General features: G+C 72.7%; 19 protein-coding genes. 9 read left to right on the top strand and 10 right to left on the bottom strand.

The window, feature by feature from the left end:
• Positions 1-23 precede the first annotated feature (23 nt).
• Together OG286_RS27540 and OG286_RS27535 are read right to left on the bottom strand one after the other, a co-directional pair.
• On the bottom strand, positions 24-1643 hold the full coding sequence (locus OG286_RS27540) for a dolichyl-phosphate-mannose--protein mannosyltransferase (RefSeq protein WP_396319551.1): 1620 nt from the start codon (positions 1641-1643) through the stop codon (positions 24-26).
• A 150-nt stretch (positions 1644-1793) separates the two neighbouring features.
• The gene (locus tag OG286_RS27535) at positions 1794-3101 is read right to left on the bottom strand and encodes an MFS transporter (protein WP_405365838.1); all 1308 of its coding nucleotides are present in this window, start codon (positions 3099-3101) and stop codon (positions 1794-1796) included.
• A 168-nt stretch (positions 3102-3269) separates the two neighbouring features.
• On the opposite strand from OG286_RS27535, the gene OG286_RS27530 reads away from it, so the two are divergent.
• Entirely contained in the window at positions 3270-3830 is a 561-nt protein-coding gene (locus OG286_RS27530) for a MarR family winged helix-turn-helix transcriptional regulator (RefSeq protein ID WP_396319553.1), read from the top strand.
• Between the two features lie 124 nt (positions 3831-3954).
• On the opposite strand, the gene OG286_RS27525 is transcribed toward OG286_RS27530, so the two are convergent.
• From OG286_RS27525 to OG286_RS27515, 3 genes are all read right to left on the bottom strand, one after another.
• Positions 3955-5751 carry a glycosyl hydrolase family 18 protein gene (locus tag OG286_RS27525; protein ID WP_405365837.1) on the bottom strand — a complete coding sequence of 599 codons (1797 nt, stop codon included), beginning with the start codon at positions 5749-5751 and terminating at the stop codon, positions 3955-3957.
• A gap of 328 nt (positions 5752-6079) precedes the next feature.
• On the bottom strand, positions 6080-6751 hold the full coding sequence (locus OG286_RS27520) for an FxLYD domain-containing protein (protein ID WP_396319555.1): 672 nt from the start codon (positions 6749-6751) through the stop codon (positions 6080-6082).
• A gap of 241 nt (positions 6752-6992) precedes the next feature.
• On the bottom strand, positions 6993-7553 hold the full coding sequence (locus OG286_RS27515; protein ID WP_396319556.1) for a DoxX family protein: 561 nt from the start codon (positions 7551-7553) through the stop codon (positions 6993-6995).
• 146 nt (positions 7554-7699) lie between these two features.
• Here OG286_RS27515 and OG286_RS27510 point away from each other — a divergent pair, with 146 nt between their 5' ends.
• On the top strand, positions 7700-8017 hold the full coding sequence (locus OG286_RS27510) for a barstar family protein (RefSeq protein ID WP_396319557.1): 318 nt from the start codon (positions 7700-7702) through the stop codon (positions 8015-8017).
• A 22-nt stretch (positions 8018-8039) separates the two neighbouring features.
• The gene (locus OG286_RS27505) at positions 8040-8672 is read left to right on the top strand and encodes a MarC family protein (RefSeq protein WP_396319558.1); all 633 of its coding nucleotides are present in this window, start codon (positions 8040-8042) and stop codon (positions 8670-8672) included.
• 43 nt (positions 8673-8715) lie between these two features.
• Here the strand turns inward: OG286_RS27505 and OG286_RS27500 are convergent, their stop codons facing one another.
• Together OG286_RS27500 and OG286_RS27495 are read right to left on the bottom strand one after the other, a co-directional pair.
• Positions 8716-9258, bottom strand: coding sequence for an NADPH-dependent FMN reductase (locus OG286_RS27500; RefSeq protein ID WP_396319559.1), 543 nt, complete (start codon positions 9256-9258; stop codon positions 8716-8718).
• Positions 9259-9323: 65 nt separating this feature from the next.
• A complete protein-coding gene (locus OG286_RS27495) occupies positions 9324-9758 on the bottom strand; it encodes an Lrp/AsnC family transcriptional regulator (protein ID WP_396319560.1) in 435 nt (144 codons plus the stop codon).
• A 200-nt stretch (positions 9759-9958) separates the two neighbouring features.
• Between OG286_RS27495 and OG286_RS27490 the strand changes: the two genes are divergently transcribed.
• From OG286_RS27490 to OG286_RS27480, 3 genes are all read left to right on the top strand, one after another.
• Positions 9959-10789 (top strand): tryptophan 2,3-dioxygenase, encoded by an 831-nt coding sequence (locus OG286_RS27490; protein ID WP_396319561.1) that lies wholly within the window; start codon positions 9959-9961, stop codon positions 10787-10789.
• 68 nt (positions 10790-10857) lie between these two features.
• Positions 10858-12084 carry a kynureninase gene (kynU, locus tag OG286_RS27485; RefSeq protein ID WP_396319661.1) on the top strand — a complete coding sequence of 409 codons (1227 nt, stop codon included), beginning with the start codon at positions 10858-10860 and terminating at the stop codon, positions 12082-12084.
• A gap of 276 nt (positions 12085-12360) precedes the next feature.
• Positions 12361-12852 carry a hypothetical protein gene (locus tag OG286_RS27480; RefSeq protein WP_396319562.1) on the top strand — a complete coding sequence of 164 codons (492 nt, stop codon included), beginning with the start codon at positions 12361-12363 and terminating at the stop codon, positions 12850-12852.
• A 133-nt stretch (positions 12853-12985) separates the two neighbouring features.
• Here OG286_RS27480 and OG286_RS27475 read toward each other — a convergent pair whose 3' ends face one another.
• Entirely contained in the window at positions 12986-13930 is a 945-nt protein-coding gene (locus OG286_RS27475) for a hypothetical protein (RefSeq protein WP_396319563.1), read from the bottom strand.
• A gap of 64 nt (positions 13931-13994) precedes the next feature.
• Here OG286_RS27475 and OG286_RS27470 point away from each other — a divergent pair, with 64 nt between their 5' ends.
• Positions 13995-14621, top strand: coding sequence for a TetR/AcrR family transcriptional regulator (locus OG286_RS27470; RefSeq protein ID WP_405365836.1), 627 nt, complete (start codon positions 13995-13997; stop codon positions 14619-14621).
• Between the two features lie 82 nt (positions 14622-14703).
• On the opposite strand, the gene OG286_RS27465 is transcribed toward OG286_RS27470, so the two are convergent.
• The gene (locus OG286_RS27465; protein ID WP_396319565.1) at positions 14704-14952 is read right to left on the bottom strand and encodes an LPXTG cell wall anchor domain-containing protein; all 249 of its coding nucleotides are present in this window, start codon (positions 14950-14952) and stop codon (positions 14704-14706) included.
• 410 nt (positions 14953-15362) lie between these two features.
• Here OG286_RS27465 and OG286_RS27460 point away from each other — a divergent pair, with 410 nt between their 5' ends.
• Both OG286_RS27460 and OG286_RS27455 read left to right on the top strand, forming a co-directional pair.
• Complete coding sequence (locus OG286_RS27460; protein WP_396319566.1) at positions 15363-16073, top strand: 4'-phosphopantetheinyl transferase family protein; 711 nt, start codon at positions 15363-15365, stop codon at positions 16071-16073.
• A gap of 150 nt (positions 16074-16223) precedes the next feature.
• On the top strand, positions 16224-16706 hold the full coding sequence (locus OG286_RS27455; protein WP_396319567.1) for a DUF2269 family protein: 483 nt from the start codon (positions 16224-16226) through the stop codon (positions 16704-16706).
• A 35-nt stretch (positions 16707-16741) separates the two neighbouring features.
• On the opposite strand, the gene OG286_RS27450 is transcribed toward OG286_RS27455, so the two are convergent.
• On the bottom strand, positions 16742-16882 hold the full coding sequence (locus OG286_RS27450; protein ID WP_396319568.1) for a hypothetical protein: 141 nt from the start codon (positions 16880-16882) through the stop codon (positions 16742-16744).
• Positions 16883-17059 lie beyond the last annotated feature (177 nt).

The raw sequence follows: 17059 nt of genomic DNA, 5'->3' as shown, positions 1-17059 counted from the left end.
CGCCTCCGCCGGGGTCACGGGGGTCAGATCCAGCTGGTGAACCACATCCGGTCCTGCCAGGACGTCATCGGGATCACCTCCGCCGTGTAGAGCGGGTAGAAGAAGGCGAAGCAGCCGACGATGGCCAGCACGATCAGCCCGGCCCCGGCCGCGCCGATCCGGCGCCGTTCGGGCGAGCAGCCCTGCGGCCCGAGCACCGCGCCGAGCATCTGGGCGACGGCCAGGCAGAGGAACGGCACCAGCACGACCATGTAGAAGGAGAAGACCGTCCGCTCCTGGTACTGGAACCACGGCAGGTAGACCCCGGCGACGCCGCAGAGCACCGCGCCGGAGCGCCAGTCCCGGCGGAAGAACCAGCGCCAGAGCAGGTAGACCAGGGCGAAGCAGGCCGTCCACCAGAGCAGCGGGGTGCCGAGGCCGAGGATCTGCGCGGCGCAGCCGCCGGACGCGGTGCAGCCGTGCTGTCCGTTCGGCACCTGTTCCCAGTACATGGAGACCGGACGGCCCTGGACCAGCCAGCTGAACGGGTTGGACTGGTAGGTGTGCGGGGTGCTCAGCCCGGTGTTGAAGTCGTACATCTGCGAGTGGTAGTGCCAGAGGCTGCGCAGCGGCGCGGGCACCCAGCTCATCGGGACCTGCGGCAGCGGGGCGCCGAGGACGCTGTCCGGGGAGAGGCCGGCCCGGCTGTCGGCCCAGTGCCGGTCGTACCCGCCGCCGGACTTGCCGCCGGCGGCGAGCCAGCCGGCCCAGGCGCCGACGTACACCACCAGGGCGGAGCCCACCATGGCGAGCAGGGCGGGCAGCGCGTCCCGGCGCAGCATCGAGCGCCAGGGGCGGCGGGCGCCGGCCCAGCGGCGGCCGGACTGGTCCCAGAGGACGGTGAGCAGGCCGAAGGCGGCGAGCACCGGGGCGCCGTTCCACTTGACCGCGCAGGCGGCGCCGAGGAACACCCCGGCGGCGATCCGCCAGGGGCGCCGGCCGAGCCTGACGGTGTCGCCGCCGTAGGCGTCGCGGACGGCGGCCAGCCGCGCGCGGGTGCGGTCGCGGTCGACCAGCAGGCTGCCGAAAGCGGCGAGGACGAAGAACATCTGGACGCCGTCGAGAAGGCCGACCCGGCTCATCACCAGCTGGAGGCCGTCGACGGACATCAGGAGGGCGGCGGTGCAGCCGATCAGGGTGGAGCCGAAGAGCCGACGGCCGATCCGGGCCAGCATCAGCACGGTGACGGTGCCGAGCAGCGCGGTCATGAATCGCCAGCCGAAGGGGTGCAGCCCGAAGGCCGCCTCGCCGATCGAGATCACCCACTTGCCGAGCGGCGGGTGGGCGATGAACTCGGGGGCGGCGGTGAGCGGGATGTGCTGCGGGACGGCCAGGATGTCGGCGTTGGCGCTGTCCGGCCACGTCCCCTCGTAGCCCTGGTGGAGCAGCGACCAGGCGTCCTTGGGGTAGTACGTCTCGTCGAAGACGAAGGCGTTGGGGTAGCCGAGGTTCCAGAACCGGAGGATTCCGGCGAAGAGCGCCACGCCGATCGGCCCGAGCCAGCCTGCCCGGTCGGCCGCCCAGCGCAGCAGCCCCCGCGGAGCCGATGCGGGGGCTGCGGGGGCTGGTGGTGCGGGTGGGTGCGTGAGCGCCGCTTGCGTCATAGCCTCGCCGATTCGCCTGTCTCGCCTGTGCCGGCCGGGGCCGGGCGGTCAACAGCCACTGACACTATGTGCCGGTGGTCACGAATCCAAGCACGACGGGCGCCGTCCAGGTGACCCGGACGGCGCAGTCGCGACGCTGCTCAGGGCGGGTCACGCCGCGGTCTGCAGCTCCCGGACGGGCAGGGCGGTGCGGACCACGACCGGGGCCGCGTTGTCCTGGGCGGCGGTGAGGTACGGCCGCAGCTTCAGTGCCAGGGCGACGATCAGCAGGGTCGAGCCGGCCATCGCCGCGAGGTAGAACGGCCAGGTGCCGGAGCCGACCAGCAGCACGCCCACGGCCGGGCCGACCGCGATCGCGACCTGCTTCACCAGGGCGTACCCGGAGTTGTAGGTGCCGAGCAGCCGGGCCGGGGCGAGATCGGCGACGATCGGGCCCATGGTGGGGGCGAGCAGCGACTCACCGACCCCGAAGAGGGCGTAGATCGAGACGATCGCGACCGTGGCGGCCATGGTCTCGGTCCGGATCAGGCCGGCGACCAGGGCCATCGCCCAGGCGCCCAGCCAGACCACGCCGGCCGCGGCCATCGCGGTGGTGCGCCGGCGGCGGGCGGTGATCCGCACCATGAACATCTGCAGCACCACGATGGTCAACGCGTTGGCGCCGATGGCGATGCCCAGGGTGGAGGGCGCGGTACCGACGGTGTCGGTGGCGAAGGCCGCGACGCCGGACTCGAACTGGCCGTAGCAGGTGAAGAAGATCAGCCCGGCGAGCACGCAGAGCCGCAGCATCGCCTTGTCGGCGACCAGTGCACGCAGGCCCTGCGGGCCGCCCTGCTGGTCCTGGACGAGGACGGGGGCCGCATGCGGGATGCGGGCGGAGCCGGTGACGAGGGCCAGGCCCAGGAAGGTCGCCGCCTCGATGGTGAACAGCCGGGTCAGGCTGGCCGGGTCGGCGACGTCCACGATCTGGCCGCCGACCAGCGCGCCGATGCCCATCCCCAGGTTGATCAGGGTGAACTGCAGCGCGAAGGCGTGCGAGCGGGTCGCGGCGGTCGAGCAGCGGACGATCATCGTGGCGAGCGCCGGCTGGCAGGTGGTGACTCCCGCACCGAACAGGAACGAGGAGACCAGCAGGGCCGGGGTACCGGTGGCGTGGCCGAACGCGAACGCGCCGGTGGCGGCGAGCGCGGCGCCGGCCAGCAGCACCGGGCGCGGGCCGTACTTGTCGATGCCGCGGCCGGTGAACGGGAGGACGGCGAGCGCGGCCAGCGCGAAGACGGTGAACACCATCCCGGCGGCCAGCGAGCCCAGCCCCCGCACCTGGTCCACGTACACGAACATGTACGGCATCGTGAACCCGCTGCCGAACGCACTGAGCGCGTTGCCGATCTGGACGCGGCGCAGCGGGCCGCCCGCCCCATGACGCTGCTGCCTCTGCTGCTTCACCGTGCCGGTCACCGTGCACACCCCTTCGAGGTCGCTCCCGGCTCACCGAGCCGAGTTTCGCTGGATACTCTTAAGTCCGGAAGATTTAAGAGCTAAAGTCTGACGAGATAAAGTCTTAGCACCGGAAGAGTCAGGAGTCAAAGGCTTAAGGGGTGCACCCCTCATGCGACACTGGTCCGCATGACTGCAGAGAAGCCCGCGCCGGCCACCGCCCGAGAGCTGGGCATCGCCGAGCAGGTGGCCGTCTACCAGCGGGAATTCCCCGACGTGGACCCCCAGGTGGAGACCATCGTGCAGACCCTCTCCCGGGTCGCCCGGCGGATGAGCGTCGCCTACGACCGGCAGCTGACTGTGCTCGGAATCACCTCCGCCGAGTGGGAGGTGCTCAAGGCCCTGGTGGTCGCAGGGAGCCCCTACCAGCTGGGCCCGGGCGAGCTGGCCAAGCGGCTCGGGCTCACCCCGGCCGCGATGACCCACCGGATCGACCGGATGGTCGCCGAGGACCTCGTCACCCGGGAGCGCGACGAGGCCAACCGGGTCCGGGTGATCATCGAGCTGACCGAGAACGGCCGCGACAAGTGGCTGGAGTCGATGCGGATGGCCGCCGTCTTCGAGGAGGTGCTGCTCCAGGACCTCGTCGGCGAGGAGCGCACCGTGCTCTCCGGCATGCTGGCCCGGATGCTGCGGCGGATCGAGGAGACCCAGCCCGACGCCCTCGGGCGCACCGACGACCTGGCCTGAGCGCCGGGAGACCGCGAACGGTCCGGCCCGCCGGGGGAGCTCCCCCGGCGGGCCGGACCGTCTGTGCTGCGGGTGGTGGTGCGCGGGTCCGTCAGGCCGTCATGCGCTCGGGCGTTCGAATGGTTCAGCAGGGGCCGTTGTCGGTCCAGACGCCCCACTGGCCGGTGGTGGTGGGGTCCTCGCCCTTGGTCCACCACTTGCTGGTGTAGTAGTGGCCCTTCCAGGAGACCTTGGTCGGGGTGGCGTAGGTCGCGGCCGGGTCCCAGGCCGGGGCGCCGGAGCAGCCGGCCGGGGTGGTCGGGGTGGCGGTCGCCGTCGCGGTGGCCGTCGCGGTGGCGGTCGGCGTGGGGGTCACCGTCGGGGTCGCGGTCGAAGTGGGCGTCGGCGCGGCCGGGCAGCCGGCGGCGGAGCCGTTGGTGGCCTCGACCATCTTGTCGAACAGCGCGGTCCTGGTGCCCAGGTCGTACAGCGAGAAGGCGAAGGAACCGCCGAGACCGTTGCAGTGGGCGTAGTCGACCTTGGCCTGGATCGAGCGGGTGTCCTCACCGGTCCAGAAGGTGGTGCCGTCGTAGAAGTACGTGGTCTTCGCCGTGTCGTCCCAGAAGGTCTTGGCCGGGTTGTCGACGAAGCCCGCGAGCTCCTTGTACATCTGGATGCCGGGCACGTTGCCGGACATCGCCGCACCGGCGGCCGGGCCGGTCGCGGGCTGGAAGAGGCCGTTCTTGCCGTTGTTCTGAACGCCGGTCCAGCCGCGGTAGTAGAACGGGATCCCCACGTTGATCTTCTTGGCGGGGAAGCCGCCGGGGATGCCGTAGTCGGTGTCGCCGGCGGTGTACGCCTTGATCGCGGCGTCGACCGAGTACTTGCCGTGGCCCGGCGCGGCCGGGGTCATCGGGTCGTCCGGGCCGGAGTAGAGCGGGGCCTGGTGGTTGGTCGGGCCCTTGGCGTCCCAGGCACCGTGCATGTCGTAGGTCATGATGTCCAGGAACGTGAGGTACTGGCCGATCTTGTCGGTCTCCACGTTCCGGATCTTGTCCTGGCCGGCGCCGACCGCCGCCGCGGTGGCGTAGGTCTTGCCGTCGGCCTTGCCCTGGGCGTCGAGCTGCTCGCGCAGCTCCTTCAGCAGCAGGGTGAAGTCCTGCTTGTCGTTCTGGCTGGAGATGTTGCCGGTGTGGCCGCCGCCGCCCGGGTACTCCCAGTCGATGTCGATGCCGTCGAAGATGCCGGCCGCCGAGCCCGGGCCGCCGTAGCCGGCGTCCGCCGGGAGGTTGCCCTTGATGAACATGTCGATGCAGGACGAGACCAGGTGCTTGCGCGAGGCGTCCGTGGCGGCCGCCGCCGAGAAGTACTTGGAGTAGGTCCAACCGCCCAGCGAGATCAGGATCTTGAGGTTGGGGTTCTTCGCCTTCAGCTTCTTCAGCTGGTTGAAGTTGCCCGCGATCGGCTGGCCCCAGGCGTCGCCGACACCGTCGACAGCCACGTCCGGGCCGTAGCTCTTCTGGTAGTCGGCGAACGCGTCGCCCGCGCCGTCACCGGCGTTCGGGTTGTTGTCGTCCTGGCTGGCGGCCTTGGTGGCCTCGAAACAGCCGAGGTCGCTCGGGTGGATGTTGGCGAACGAGTAGATCAGGTAGTCCAGCTTCCCGGCCACGCCGGTGTCCTGGATCGTCTTCGGGTAGTACGCGTTCGCGTAGACCGACCACTGGTCGAAGTAGGCGACCTTGATGCCACCGCTGGTGGCCGGCGCGCCGGTGGAGTTGGTGACGGCCGCGTTGGCCGAGGCGCCGCCGGAGAGGGCGAGGCCCGCGCCGAGCAGCAGGGAGGCGGTCGTGCCGGCCGCGATGGCGGCCAGGCTCTTCGGGCGCCGGCGGCGGCCGCCCTCCCGGGCCGGGGTCCCGGCCCTTTCGATACGTGAACGGAGCATGGGTGCGTGACTCCTGGTTGTGGGGGATTCCGCCGCCCCGGCGGGTCCGTACGGGGTGGGGCCGCACGACCAGGGCATGACAGAACCGAGGAAGGGAATCGAGCGGGAACATGCCTGACGGACACCGGGATATGCCGAACCGGCGCCCGCGGCCTCGACCGCTGACGCCGGTTCAGGGGCTCCCTGCACCTGGGATCAAAATGGACTAGACCAACTCCCCCGTCAAGGGGTGATGTCGGGCCTTGAGCCGCCCTTAAGGTTCACCCGCTCCCGCCCGACCCCCGCCGACCTGCGGCTCCGTACGGGCTTCGCAGATCGGCGACGGACGTCAGTAGCGGATGGCGTTGGCCACCTCCGCCTTGACCGTGCCACTGAGATCCCGGTTGCTCTTCGCGGTGGCCTGGGCACTCTGCCCGGCCGCGACGTCCTCGACGGTCACCACCGTCGCGTCCAGCACGTTGCCGGAGCCGTCGGTGAAGTTGACCTGGATCACGTACCGGTCGGACTGCTGCCCGTGGTTGGTGACGGTGAGCGGCACCTCGGCCTTGCCGTCCGAGTCGATCTTCACCTCGCCCGTGGTGACATCACCCTTGGCGTCCAGCCCGCCCTTGACTCCCGCGATCGCCGACGAGGCCGCCGCCTCTGCCGAGGAGGCCGCCGACGCGGCCGCCGAGGAGAGCCCGCCCGCAGCCGAGGCCACCGCCGAGGCGGCGGCGGAGGCGGCAGCGGAGGCAGCGGCCGAGATGCCGGACTCCACCGCGCCGGCGGCCGAGGAGGCGACGCTGCTCGCCTTGCTGCCCGAGGAGCAGCCGGCCAGGGCCGCCGCGCCGAGCACGGCCGCCGCCAGCACGCCGGCCAACGCACGACGGGGCTGGCGGACCACGGGGGCGTCCGGGTCCAGGGCGGTGGGCCGGTGGGGGGTCGTCGTCCGGCGATCCGGCCGGTGCTGCGGCTGACGGTCCGGCCGGCGATCCGGCTGACGGTCCGGCTGGCGATCCATCGGGGGTCCTCGATTCTGCCCGGCGCCGGGGTGCCCGGCACACCTCCCGCACCACCCTCCGAGGTGGTGGCCCCACCCGCCAGCAGAGCTGGTTCGTCCGGGTGAGGAGCGGCGTTCCCGGACCGGACCGGTGCGCGGGAAGTCGGCCGGTCCGACTTCCCGCGCACCGGACGCCGCCGGACGGGGGCGGTTTCCGGCGAGCGGCGTTCGGGCCGTCAGGCCTCGCGCCAGCGGGCAGGGATCAGGAGAGGCCCGAGCCCTCCTGGTCCTGCGCCTCCATGGCGGCCCGCTCCTCGCTCAGCCGCACCGCGTGCCGGCGGCGGGCCACCACGCCGTACGCGGAGGCCGCGCTGGCGGCGAAGGCGAGCACGCCCACCCACGGGCGGTCGAAGGCGTGGCCGGTCAGGTGGTCCAGCGAGTACCGCCCCGGGCCGGCCAGGCCCAGCGCCAGCCCGGTCGCGCCCAGGAACGCCGGGTACTCGTAACCGCCGGACATCATGAAGAAGCCGGCCGGCGCATGCACCGCGACCGCCCCCGCCATGGTGCCGGCCACCACCACACCGGCCGCCGGCGTGGCCAGCCCGGCCACCAGCATGGCACCGCCGCCCGCCTCGCCGAGGCCCGCGGCCATGGCGCTCCGCCGCCCCGGGTGGAACCCCATCTGCTCCATCGCCTGGGCAGTGCCCTCCAGGCCGCCGCCACCGAACCAGCCGAACAGCTTCTGGGTGCCGTGCGCGATCAGCACCCCGCCGACGGCGCCGCGCAGGGCCAGCAGGCCCAGGTCCTTACGGTTCAGACACATGTCGAGTCCTCGTTCCAGCGGAGGGTGATCCGGCTTCCATAGGAGCCGAAAGGGCGGGCCGGTTCGACCCGGGACCGCCATCCGGGCGAATATCGAGGAGGGAGGGAATACCCGGGCGAACAGGGGCGAGCAGGAATGGAGGACGGATGACCGTCACCCGGCCGGAACGGCCCACCTACGTGCTGGACGGCCGCGGGGTCACCGACCGCGCCGCGTTCTACACCGCCCTCGGCGCCGCCCTGAACGGGCCCGGGGGCTACTACGGCTCCAACCTCGACGCGCTGGCCGACTGCCTGCACGGCGGATTCGGCCCCACTCCCCCGTTCACCCTGCTCTGGCAGGACGCCGGCACCGCCCGCCGGCACCTGACCGGCACGGTCTTCCTCGGCGAGCGGCGGCTCGACTACTTCGACGCGATCCTCGCCACGCTGCGCGCGGAGGGCGTGGCGGTCGAACTGCGATGATCATCCCGGCCATGCTTGGCCCATGTTCGTCTTCGACCTGAGCAGCACGTTCATCGCCTTCTTCGCCGTCGTGGGCCCGCCGAAGGTCCTGCTGTCGTTCGCCCGGCTGGCCGGCAGCCGCACCACAGGCGAGCTGCGGCGGCTGGCGGCCTGGTCCACGGTGATCTCCGCCGTCATCGGGCTGGTGCTCGCCTACACCGCCGACGCCGTCACCTCGCTCTTCCACATCAGCGACCAGTCGCTGCAACTGGCGGGCGGCGCGATCTTCTTCATCTACGCCGTCGCCCTGGTCCTCGGCATCCACCTCGGCGCCGGCTCAGACGAGGACGAACACCTGGCCAATCCGATGGTGGACGGCATCCGCGAGCTGCTGCTGCCGTACATCGCCAGCCCGCTGGCCGTCACCGCGGTACTGGTCGGCTCGCTCGTCAAGGACGACTGGGGGTGGCGCACGACCGTCGCCGGGGCGTACATCGCCGTCGTGGTGATCAACTACCTCTGTGTGGCGGCCCTCGCCCCGCTGATGCAACGCACCCACCGGACCTCGCTGGAGGTGCTCTCCCGGCTGCTCGGCCTGCTGCTGGCGGCGGTCGGCGTGGAACTGTTCCTGAACGGCCTGGCGGGGCTGGGCATGCACCTGCCGGACGGGCACTGAGCCCGGCCGGCAGGGTCCGGGGCCCCTCGGCCGAGGGCCGGGGTCAGCCGGCCGCCAGGCGGGCCAGCACCTCGCCGATCCGGTCGCGGACCAGCGGGTCCGTGGCCAGCCCGTCCGGGCCGACGCCCGAGCGGTCCAGCGGGATCCGTGCGCAGGCCTCGTCCAGCACGGCGGCGCCGGTGTAGCCGAGCACGGTGCGCAGCGTCGCCTCGGCGCCCTGGCCCCGGCCGGGGGCGGCGGCGGTGATCCAGGCGGCCGGCTTGTCCGAGATCTCGGTGCCGCCGACCGTCCAGTCGAGCAGGTTCTTGAACGAGCCGGGCAGCGTGCCCGCGTACTCCGGGGTGCAGATCAGCAGGGCGTCGGCGGCCTCGATGGCGGCCCGCAGTTCGGTGACCGGCGCGGGCAGCGGGTCGGTGTCGTCGTCGGGGTTGAAGTGCGGCAGTCCGGCCAGGCCGGTGTAGAACGTGGCGGTGACGCCCTCGGTGGAGTGCGCGACCGCGGCGGCGGTGCGCAGCACCGTCTCGTTGGTGGAGCCGGCGCGCAGGCTGCCGGAGAGCAGCAGGATGTGACGGTCGTCGTTCGGCATGGCGAGGAACCTACCGCTCCGCCGGATCTGACGTTCCGTCGGGCCGCCGTGCGGGACCCGCCCGCTCAGGGGGCGACGACCGGGCGCCAGGGCACCGGGCTGGAGAGGATCATCGAGCTGGCCGGCTGCCCGTAGGCGCCGAGGCGGTCGATCAGCGCCTCGAAGTCGGCCATCGCGGGCACGGCGACCAGCAGCACGCAGCAGGCGCCACCGGTCACCCGGTGCAGCTGGAGCACCTCCGGCCAGCGGGCCACCTCGGGGTCGCGCAGCACGCAGCGGGGGCCGTAGCACTGCAGCTGGACCAGCGCGGTGATCGGCAGCCCGGCCCGTGCGGGGTCGACATGGGCGTGGTAGCCGCTGATCACCCCGTCGGCCTCCAGCCGGCGCACCCGTTCGGCGACGGCGGGTGCGGAGAGACTCACCCGGCGGGAGAGTTCGTTGTACGAGAGCCGGGCGTCGGCCTGGAGCTCGGCGAGCAGGCGGCGGTCGACGGCGTCCATGGCGGCTCCAGGAAGGTCGTGGTCGGCGGGCGTTGTGTGGCCGGATCCAGCCGTTTCGCGATCATAAAGCAGATCGGCGGAAAGACCTCTCGAACGACAAGTCCGAGTGCCGTTGGGGTGCCCGGAGCCCATTCAAGAGCGGGTGGTGGCCGCCGCACAATGGGGCCCCGCAACTGTGCGGGTCATCAGGAGGGATCGGGATGGGGCACGACGCGGTGGAGAAACCGAACCTGTCGTTCGGCCCGGGCGGCGAACCGGGTCACGGCACCCCGTACGCCCGGTACGTGCGGCTGGCCGAGCTGCACAGTCTGCAGAACCCGCGCAGCAAGGTGCCGGCCGAGATGTCGTTCATCGTCTCCACCCAGGTGATGGAGCTGCTTTTCGGCCTGCTGCGGCACGAATGGACGCTGGCCCAGCAGGCACTCCGCGAGGACGACCTGCCGGCCGCGCTGGCCGCGCTGCGCCGCGGCACCCACGTCCAGGACGTGCTGACGGAGTCCTGGGACCTGCTGGCGACCATGACACCGCAGGAGTTCAACGCGTTCCGTTCGGTGTTCGGCGAGGCCTCGGGCTTCCAGTCCTCGGCCTTCCTGCACCTGGAGTTCCTGCTCGGCAACAAGAACGCCGCCCTGCTGCGGATGTACGACGAGGTGCCGGAGACGCACGCGGAGCTGAGCGCCGCACTGCGCTCCCCCGGCCTGTACGACGACGCGCTGGCCCTGCTCGCCCGGCGCGGGCTGGCCGTGCCGCACGAGCCCTCCGAGCAGCGGCACCGCGCCGACCCGGCGGTGGAGGCGGCCTGGCGGCAGGTCTACACGGACCCCGGGTACGCGGCACTGCAGCCGCTCGCCGAGGCGCTGCTGGACGTCGCCGAGCGGGTGACCCGCTGGCGCCAGCGGCACCTGGCGGCGGTCAAGCGGGCGATGGGCGCCAAGCCGGGCTCGGGCGGCTCCAGCGGCCTGACCTGGCTGCGCAAGGCCGCCGAGCAGGACGTCTTCCCCGAGCTGTGGACCGTCCGGGACGAGCTGTGAACGGGCCGGACGCGACCGGGCGAGATGTGACCAGAGGAATGGACGACAGAGTGGGCGAGAGACCGGGCATGATCACGCGCGAGGAGTGCGCGGCGCTGGACGCCGTCGACCCGCTGGCGGCGTTCCGCAAGGAGTTCGCGCTGCCGGAGGGGGTCATCTACCTGGACGGGAACTCCCTCGGTGCACTGCCGGCCCGCACCCCCGGGCGGGTGCGGCAGGTGGTCGAGGAGGAGTGGGGCCGGGAGCTGATCCGCAGCTGGAACGAGGCCGGCTGGTTCGAGCAGCCCTACCGGCTGGGCCGCCGGATCGCCCCCCTGGTCGGGGCCGGACCGGCGGAGGTGGTGGTCTGCGACACCACCTCGGTCAACCTGTTCAAGGTGCTGACGGCCGCACTGCGGCTGCGCCCCGGCCGGCACACGGTGCTCGGCGACGGCGCGGCGTTCCCGACCGACCTCTACATCGCCGAGGGCGTGACCCGGCTGTTCGAGGGCGCGCGCAGCGTCCTGGTCACGCCGGAGGAGCTGGACCGGCACCTGGACGGGGACGTCGCCGTCGTCGTCCTCTCCCACGTGGACTACCGCACCGGCGAGCTGCTGGACATGCCCGGGATCACCGCCCGGGTGCAGGCCGCGGGCGCCCTGATGATCTGGGACGTCTGCCACTCGGTGGGTGCGCTGCCGGTCGGGCTCGGCGCGAGCGGTGCCGACTTCGCGGTCGGCTGCACCTACAAGTACCTGAACGGCGGCCCCGGTTCGCCGGCCTTCCTGTATGTGGCCGAGCGCCACCTCGCGGCCGGGCCGGAGCAGCCGCTGAGCGGCTGGTTCGGGCACGCCCGCCCGTTCGCCTTCGAGCCCGGGTACGACCCGAAGGCGGGCATCGGCCGCTTCCTGACCAGCTCGCCCTCACTGCTCGGCCAGGCCGCGCTGGAGTCCTCGCTGGACGTCTGGGAGCGGGCCGACCTGGCCGCGGTGCGGGCGAAGAGCCTGGCGCTGACCGATCTGTTCATCAACCTGACGGAGGGCCTGGACGGGGTCGAGGTGGCCACCCCGCGCGAGCACGCCCGGCGCGGCAGCCAGGTCGCACTGCGGCACGCCGACGGCTACCCGGTGGTGCAGGCCCTGATCGCGCGCGGGGTCATCGGGGACTTCCGCGCCCCGGACCTCATGCGGTTCGGCTTCACCCCGCTCTACCTGTCGTACACGGACGTCTGGGATGCGGCACAGCAGCTGGCCGAGGTGCTGGAGAGCGGCGAGTGGCGGGAGGAACGCTTCTCCCGGCGCGGCGAGGTGACCTGACCCCCGACGACTCCTCCCCTGTCACCGGCGCCGAGCTCACCGTCGACGGCGACCGGACGGCCGGCCCGACCGTCGAGTAGGTCATGGGCCGGCGAGGTCGAGCAGGTGAGTCGATCCGGTGGGCCGGGGTCAGTGATCGCGGGCCAGGCGCTCCCGGGCCGGCGATCCACCCACACCCACACCTCCACACCCCGCCCGCGACGGCGGCTTGCCGCCAAAGCAACGGGGCAGGTAGACATTTGAGTGTTCGTCATACCGTCGGATGGGTGTATCGACATGGAAATCGGCCCGCTGAAGCCCGAACCCGCCGAGGTCCTCGTCGCCCTGGCCTGCTTCTTCCTGATGGTCTGGCTGCTGGGCCGCAAGGTGCTGCCGAGGATCGAGCGCGTGCAGGCCGAACGGCGGGATGCGACCGAAGGCCGACAGCAGCGCGCGGAGGAGATCCACGACGAGGCGGAGCGGACGTACGCGGCCTACCGGCAGGAGCTGGCGGACGCGCGGCACGAGGCGGCGCTGATCCGGCAGGAGGCGGCCGAGCAGGGTGCGGCGATCATCGCGGCGGCCCGCGAGGAGGGCATCCGGGAGCGCGACCGGCTGGTCGCCGAGGCGGACGCGCAGATCGCCGTCGACCAGGCACTCGCGGCCGTCACCCTCCGCCAGGACGTCGGCGAGCTGGCCGTCGAGCTGGCGGGACGGGTGGTCGGCGAGCCCGTGGCCGCCGTCGCGGCCCGGCGCGGCACGGTGGAACGCTTCTTCGACGAGCGCTGAGCCGACAAGCACCGATTCGACGAGCACTGATTCAGCGAGCGCCGATTCAACGAGCGCCGAGCCGACGAACACTGAGTCGTGACGCGGGACGGCCCTTCCCCCACCACGGGCGGAGGGCCGTCCCGCGTTGCCGTCACGGCGAGGTCAGCTCCTCGACCAGCCGGCGGTAGACGTCGAAGGCCGGCTTGCGGGTGTAGTCGTCCCGCAGCAGACCGAAACGGTCGAAGGCCCCGGAACCCGCGCTGTCCGCGTCCCTCAGACTGAAGAACGCATAGCTCTCGATGGTGAGTTCGGCGGCGAGACCGGCGACCGTCCGGACCACCTCCTCCACCACCTCGGCCTGCCGCCGCTCGCTCCGGTCCGGACCGGTGGGCCAGCCGTGCTCGCAGATCCGGACCGGCACCGACGGGCCGATGCCGGCCTTGGCGAGGGAGTCCCGCCGGAAGCCGGCGAGCACCGCGGCGACCACCTCCGCCAGCCGCTCCGGCGGGACGGGCCGGAAGACGTCGGGGAAGAAGTCCAGGCCGACGTAGTCGAGCGCGCGGTGGAAACGCTCGTCGGCGAGGGCGCCGAGCTCCGGCCAGAAGGTGTCCGCCGGGTCGAAGTTCAGCGCCGCGTTGAAGCCGACGGCGAGGTCGTGACCGCAGGCCAGCGCCTCCTCCTTGGCCGCGATCACGCCCTGCACCAGCGCCTGGCGGATATTGGGGGTGCTGCCGTCGAGCGCGGGCAGGTCGACGTTGGGCTCCTCGCAGATCTGCAGGAGGGCGATCCGGTGCCCCTCGGCCCGGACGGTCCGCCGGACGAAGTCCAGCCAGCCGTCCAGACTCCCGCTCGGCTCGCGGAACTGGAGGACGAGGTCGAGCCGGCGGCCCTCGACCGCATAGCGCTCCGGTTCGGCCGGGGTGGGCACCCCCTCGGGGTGGTGGCGGTAGGCGCGCACCAGGAACGCGGGCGCCGCGCCCTGGAGCTCCCGCAGAGCGGCGGCGATCAGGGCCGGGTCGTCGGGGCGGACGGGTTCGATCACGCCGGTGTCGTCACCGAGCAGACCGCCGGGGTAGATGCCGAAGGTGAAGGTCATGCCGCCACCGTAGCCGATATTTTTGGTGTCACTGCAAATTTAGCGTGACACTATGATTTCTGACATGGGACTTCGCGAACTCAAGAAGCAGCAGACCCGGACCCTGCTGGCCGATACGGCGATGGGCCTGTTCGCCGAGCGCGGGTTCGAGCAGGTCACCGTGGTCGAGGTGGCCCGGGCGGCCGGGGTCTCGGCCAACACGGTCTTCAACTACTTCCCGACCAAGGAGGACCTCTTCTTCGACCGGCAGGAGGAGGTGGTCGCCCGCCTGGCCACGGTGGTGCGGGAGCGACCGGCGGGCACGTCCGCCGTCGACGCCGTCCGGGCCGAGCTGCTGGCCGGGCTGGCGGCGGGCGAGCCGACGTACGGGCTGAGCGCCGAGGCGGTGGTGTTCTGGCGGGTGGTCGCGGAGAGCCCGGCCCTGCGGGCCCGACTGCTGGAGCTGGGCGAACGCGCCGAGGCGGCGCTCGCGGCGGCACTGGCCGCGGAGTCGGGAGCCGACCCGGACGACCCCCTGCCGCGGGTACTCGCCGGCGCCGTCGCGGGGGCGCACCGGGCGGTGATGGCGGAGATCCGGCGCGGCATCGTGGCCGGCGAGCCCACCGGGACCATCCGCGCCCGGGCGGAGGCGGCGGTCGAGGTGGCCTTCAACCTGCTGGGGGCGGGGCTGGCGGACTACCCGGCGCAATGAGCGCCCCCACGACGCGTCAGGCCGCCCGCTCGGGTGAGCGGGCGGCCGGACGGCGTTCGGCCGCGACGCGCAGCTGCAGCGGTCAGCTGTGGCGTCCGCACCGGCGGGCGGCCAGGACGGCGAGGCCGCCGAGACCCAGCACCCCGACCCCGGCCAGGCCGAGGACGACCGGGGCGTTGCCCGCGCCGGTCGACGGCAGCTCACCACTGCCGCCGGTCGACGTGCCGTTGGTCGGCCGATGGCCGGTGGGGTGGTGGCTCGTGGGGTGGTGGCTGGTCGGGTGGTGGCTCGTGGGGTGGTGGCTGGTCGGGTGGTGGCTGGTCGGGTGCACGGTCGGGCTGGTCGGCGCGGCGCTCGACCAGGTCGGCGCGGGCGAGGTGGGGGGCGAGGTGGGAGTCGGAGACGTCGGGGACGGCGAGTTGGAAGTGGGTGACGTCGGGGACAGCGAGGTGGGCGAGGGGCTCGGCGACGTCGGTGACGGGCTCGGCGTCACGACGCAGTCCGGGAGGTCCCCGTCGAACGGGTAGCTGTGGATCTCGTAGCCGCCGGATGTCCTCCGACAGAGAAAGCAGGCCAGGAAGCCTGCCGTGGTTCGGTTGATCCTGTGTTGATTCCAGCCAATCCGGTGCATCCGATACTAAATCGGATGATTCATGCCCTATAGGCCCTCAGGAGCGGTCCGAGATTCTTCCACCCGGGCCCGTCACCGCGCGCCGGCAGCGCCGCCGCTAGGTTGGCACCATGACTTCCGAGGACCAGGATCCGCACGCCCCGCTCGCCGCCGTCGCGGCCAGTGCCGACGTGCTGCGGCATCCCGAGGCCGGCGAGCACCTGCTCACCGCGCTGGAGCGCGAGCGCGCCGCCCGGTTCCGGCGCGACTCCGGACGGGCCGACTTCACCGCCGCGCACATCCTGGTCCGGCTCTGCGCCGCCCGCCTGCTCGGCGTCCCGGCCGCCGGGCTGACGCTGGCCCAGAACTGCCCCGACTGCGGAAAGGCCGACCACGGCCGCCCGTACCTGCCGGACCACCCGGACGTCCACGTCAGCCTCTCGCACACCCACGGCGTCATCGCGGCCGCCGCCGGACACCAGCCGATCGGCGTGGACGTCGAGCTGGCCACGCGCGGCGGCGCGCTCCCCGACGTCGCCCGGCGGGTGCTCGCCCCGGCGGAGCTGCGGCTGGTCGAGGCGCACCCGGAGCCGGGGGTGGCGTTCCTGCGGCAGTGGGTGCGGAAGGAGTCGCTGATCAAGCTCGGGCGGACCAGCCTGGACGGGCTCTCCGCCGTCGATCTCTCCGCCCTGCCGCTCGACATCCCGGCGGACCGGCCGCTGCGCAGCCGCTACCAGGACCTGCATCTGCTCGACTGGACCGACGCCGCGCACGGGGCGGCCGTCTCGGCCGTGAGCACCGCGGCGCCGCGGGTCGTGCTGCTGACGCCGCCGGCCGGCTGACCGAGCCCGGCCAGAGGCCCGACCCCGACCGGCGGCGCCCCGGATAAGCGGTGTTAGCGTGCCTGCTCGGGGCACGGAAACCGGACGCCCCGGCTGCCCGCGCCGCGTCCCCGGCGCGCAGCCCCCGTTGGATCAAGGGGTGCCCCCGCCATGGCCAAGTTCCTGCTGAGCCTGCACGTCCTCGCCTCGGTGCTGTTCATCGGCCCGGTGGCGGTGGCCGTCAGCATGTTCCCGCGCCGGGCGAAGGCCGCTCTGGCCGGCGGACCCGACCGGGCCGCCGAGGCGGGCACCTTGCGGCTGCTGCACCGGATCACCCAGGTCTACGCCCTGCTGGGGATAGCCGTCCCGGTGATGGGCATCGGCGTCGCCCAGGTGATGGACGTGCTCGGGCAGTCCTGGCTGATCGTCTCGATGGTGCTCACCGCACTCGCCGCGCTCTCCCTGCTGCTCTTCGTGCTCCCCGCCCAGCAGGCGGCGGTGGAGGCGCTCGACCTCGACGGCGGGGCCCCGGAGCACGGCAAGGCCGTTCAGGGCCTGCGGCTGCTGCCGATGACCGCCGGCGTCTTCAACCTGCTCTGGGCGGTTGTCGTGGTGCTGATGATCATCCGGCCGGGCTCGACCACCGGCGCCTGACCGGCCGGAACGGCCCACCCGGTACGGTCCTGCCATCACGGCCGCGGGGATCGAGGCCGGTACGGGGACGGGCGGACGGCGCCCAGCTCGACCAAGGTGGACCCGCCGACGCCCAGCAGGTCGCCGAGCGGCCCGCAGATGGCCAGGTAGGCGAGGCCGTTGCCGCCGCTGACCACCGCGTCGAGTGACCACCGCGTCGAGTGCGAGGAAGCGCCGCAGGTTCTGCCGGGCCCGCCGGCCGGCGGCGGCGGTGCGGTGGGCGGCGGTGAGGTTGTCCGCGGACATGACGGATCAGCCTCCGGAGGGGGGTCGGGGCCCGGTACGGCCGGCGCGGCCGGGTGCTCCACACCCTG

Source organism: Kitasatospora sp. NBC_00039 (assembly GCF_045160625.1).
In the GTDB taxonomy this organism is placed as follows: Bacteria; Actinomycetota; Actinomycetes; order Streptomycetales; family Streptomycetaceae; genus Kitasatospora.
The sequence above is the reverse complement of the archived record's forward strand: the minus strand, read 5'-3'. Positions and strand labels throughout refer to the sequence as shown.

What these genes read in the sequence shown, in the direction of transcription:
- OG286_RS27540 (WP_396319551.1), bottom strand. Translation starts at nt 1,643, where the DNA reads ATGACGCAAGCGGCGCTCACGCACCCACCCGCACCACCAGCCCCCGCA.
- OG286_RS27530 (WP_396319553.1), top strand. Translation starts at nt 3,270, where the DNA reads ATGACTGCAGAGAAGCCCGCGCCGGCCACCGCCCGAGAGCTGGGCATC.
- OG286_RS27525 (WP_405365837.1), bottom strand. Translation starts at nt 5,751, where the DNA reads ATGCTCCGTTCACGTATCGAAAGGGCCGGGACCCCGGCCCGGGAGGGC.
- OG286_RS27520 (WP_396319555.1), bottom strand. Translation starts at nt 6,751, where the DNA reads ATGGATCGCCAGCCGGACCGTCAGCCGGATCGCCGGCCGGACCGTCAG.
- OG286_RS27515 (WP_396319556.1), bottom strand. Translation starts at nt 7,553, where the DNA reads ATGTGTCTGAACCGTAAGGACCTGGGCCTGCTGGCCCTGCGCGGCGCC.
- OG286_RS27510 (WP_396319557.1), top strand. Translation starts at nt 7,700, where the DNA reads ATGACCGTCACCCGGCCGGAACGGCCCACCTACGTGCTGGACGGCCGC.
- OG286_RS27505 (WP_396319558.1), top strand. Translation starts at nt 8,040, where the DNA reads ATGTTCGTCTTCGACCTGAGCAGCACGTTCATCGCCTTCTTCGCCGTC.
- OG286_RS27500 (WP_396319559.1), bottom strand. Translation starts at nt 9,258, where the DNA reads ATGCCGAACGACGACCGTCACATCCTGCTGCTCTCCGGCAGCCTGCGC.
- OG286_RS27495 (WP_396319560.1), bottom strand. Translation starts at nt 9,758, where the DNA reads ATGGACGCCGTCGACCGCCGCCTGCTCGCCGAGCTCCAGGCCGACGCC.
- OG286_RS27490 (WP_396319561.1), top strand. Translation starts at nt 9,959, where the DNA reads ATGGGGCACGACGCGGTGGAGAAACCGAACCTGTCGTTCGGCCCGGGC.
- kynU (WP_396319661.1), top strand. Translation starts at nt 10,858, where the DNA reads ATGATCACGCGCGAGGAGTGCGCGGCGCTGGACGCCGTCGACCCGCTG.
- OG286_RS27480 (WP_396319562.1), top strand. Translation starts at nt 12,361, where the DNA reads ATGGAAATCGGCCCGCTGAAGCCCGAACCCGCCGAGGTCCTCGTCGCC.
- OG286_RS27475 (WP_396319563.1), bottom strand. Translation starts at nt 13,930, where the DNA reads ATGACCTTCACCTTCGGCATCTACCCCGGCGGTCTGCTCGGTGACGAC.
- OG286_RS27470 (WP_405365836.1), top strand. Translation starts at nt 13,995, where the DNA reads ATGGGACTTCGCGAACTCAAGAAGCAGCAGACCCGGACCCTGCTGGCC.
- OG286_RS27460 (WP_396319566.1), top strand. Translation starts at nt 15,363, where the DNA reads ATGACTTCCGAGGACCAGGATCCGCACGCCCCGCTCGCCGCCGTCGCG.
- OG286_RS27455 (WP_396319567.1), top strand. Translation starts at nt 16,224, where the DNA reads ATGGCCAAGTTCCTGCTGAGCCTGCACGTCCTCGCCTCGGTGCTGTTC.